Origin of the sequence: Ilumatobacter sp. (assembly GCF_041688325.1) — a bacterium.
Lineage (GTDB): Bacteria > Actinomycetota > Acidimicrobiia > Acidimicrobiales > Ilumatobacteraceae > Ilumatobacter_A.
Genome location: NZ_JBDNIJ010000156.1, coordinates 1 through 2,536, shown reverse-complemented (window position 1 = coordinate 2,536; position 2,536 = coordinate 1). Strand labels below are relative to the sequence as shown.

Sequence of the window (2,536 nt, the reverse complement as noted above, 5' to 3'; positions counted from 1 at the left end):
TGGGCCGCGGGTGGTCGGCAGCTTCCTGGCGGTCGCGGGTCGCCCGGGTGGCGGGCCCGGTCGCAGGACGTCGCGCGGCGGGAAGAAGTGGGTTCAGACATTTGCACCTCGGTGATCGGGCGCAGGTCGTGTCATGTTGACGGTCGGCAAAGTCGGTCCCGGAAACGCTGGCTACTACCAGTCGGCGGTGGTGGCCGGAGTCGAGGACTACTACGCCGGTGACGGCGATGCGCCGGGTGTCTGGGTTGGTCGTGCGGATCTGGTGGGTGCTGTCGCCGGAAGTCTGGCGACTGCCGTTGACGCCGGATTGTTGTTGGAAGCAAAGTGCGCTCCCGACGGAGCCAAGCTCGGTAAGACGACGGTGACGGATCGGTCGGTCACGGCGTTTGATCTGACGTTCTCAGCACCGAAGTCGGTCAGCGTCCTCCACGCACTCGGCGACCCTGCCGTCGCGGATGCAGTCGAAGCGGCACACACCGCTGCAGTCCGGCAGGCAATCGCGTCGGTCTCGCCGCGGATCGCCTACACGCGAACCGGTCACGCCGGCGCAGCCGTTGTGGATACCGATGGTGTGTTCGGGATCCGCTATCGGCATCGCACGAGCCGTGCGCTCGACCCGCAACTCCACGATCATGTGTTGATCTCGAACGCGGTGCAGACGTTGTCGGATGGGGAGTGGCGAACGCTCGACGCACGGGGCCTGTATCGACAGGCCAAGGCCGCAGGTGTCGAGTACCAGGCCCACCTTCGCCCGCTGTTACGAGCGTCGCTGGGCGTCGAGTTCGGAGAGATCGACGCGAACGGTCAGGCCGACATCATCGGCATCGAAGCCGACGTGTTGGCCGAGTTCTCTCAGCGCAGTGTCGACATCGAAACCGAGATTGAGAACTGGGTGGAAGGCTTTGTCGAGCGTGAAGGTCGCGACCCGACGCCGGCAGAGGTGGGCAAGGCGCACAAGACGATCACACTCGCCACCCGTTCAGCGAAATCAAGCGATGCCGGTCTACCGACGTCAACACTTCGCGATCGGTGGCGGGCACGCGCCGACGAGATCGTGGATGTCGATGAGATGCTGACGGCAACTTTGGCGCAACCGCAGCGGCAAGTGGCGATGGTGCGGCCGTCGATCGACGAAGCCCTCGAAGCAGTCGAGATGCGGCATGCGGAATGGGCCGAGCCGCAGCTGATCGAACAGATCGCGATGCGCGTCACCGGTCCCGACCCGGCCACGATCGCAGCGACGATCGAGGAGGTCCGCGTCGAGGCGATGGCTTCGGCCGCTGTCGTCGACCTCACACCGCCGGCTGAACCGAGCGACATGCTGCGAGCCTCGGACGGTCGGCCCGTGCAGCTGCCGCCGTCGGCAGTTCGGTACACGACAAGCCGACATCTCCTGCGCGAGCACGACATTCTGGACTGGGCGCGATCGGAGGACGATGGCAGCCATCGAGCCGTCACCGCCGATGCTCACACGGTTGCTGGCCTCGACGATTCCCAAGCAGTAGCCGTGACAGCGATTCTCGCCGAACCTCGTCCAGTCATGATCGTCGTGGGCCCCGCCGGTTCGGGCAAGACCCGGATGCTCGCTGCATCGGTCGCCGCGTGGCGGTCGGCCGGTGTCACTGTTTTTGGTACTGGCCCATCCGCGTCTGCAGCGCAGGCGTTGCGAGGCGGTGCCGGTCTCGATTCGGACACGTTGCACAAGCTCGTCTACGAACACTCGACCAAACAACACGTCGGCCACGGCCGGGCCGATGAGCGGTGGAATCTGCCCGACCGCGCAGTCGTTGTCCTTGACGAAGCGGGAATGGTCGACACCCGACTCCTCCATCAATACGCACAGATCGCACAGGCAAAGCAGTGGCGGACGATTCTCGTCGGCGATCACCGTCAACTTGACGCTGTCGATGCGGGTGGCATGTTCGCCGAACTCGTCAACGACCCAGACGTCGCAACGGTCGAACTCGACACGCTCCACCGGTTCGAACACGACTGGGAAGCGGCCGCCTCACTCAACCTCCGCAACGGCGAACTGAAGGTGGTCGACATCTACGAGCAACACGGTCGTATCCACGGCTACCCCGACCAAACCACAGCGATTGTGGCGGTCGCCGACAAAGCGTTTGATCGAATCATCGACGGGCGCAACGTGCTGGTCATGGCGCCAACGAACAGGGTCGTCGAGGAACTGAACGCCACGCTCACGGACCGGCTCGTGAGTGCCTGCTGGCTCGGCGCTGATGAACGGATCGAGATCGGCGGCCGTGCCTTGTATCCCGGCCAGCCTGTCGTGACACGTGCCAACGACCGCTCCCTCACCTACGGCCTGGACGGCGGTGAGTGGGTGCGCAACGGCGACCGATGGACCGTCAACGCCGGCACTCAAGACGAGCTGTACCTCACCAACCTCGACAACGGACACCGCCACGCGATTCCCGCCGACTACATCGCAGCAGGGAACCTCACTGTCGACTACGCATCCACCATCAATCGGGCCCAAGGCGCCACCGTCGACGAAGCCCACCTCATCATTGAC

Annotated in this window: 1 protein-coding gene; it reads left to right on the top strand. The window is 64.7% G+C overall.

Annotated features, from left to right (window positions below; all coding sequences use genetic code 11):
* Nucleotides 1-133: 133 nt before the first annotated feature.
* Nucleotides 134-2,536: MobF family relaxase (mobF, locus tag ACH2EI_RS10075; protein WP_395159908.1), on the top strand; the 2,403-nt coding region annotated here is incomplete at its 3' end.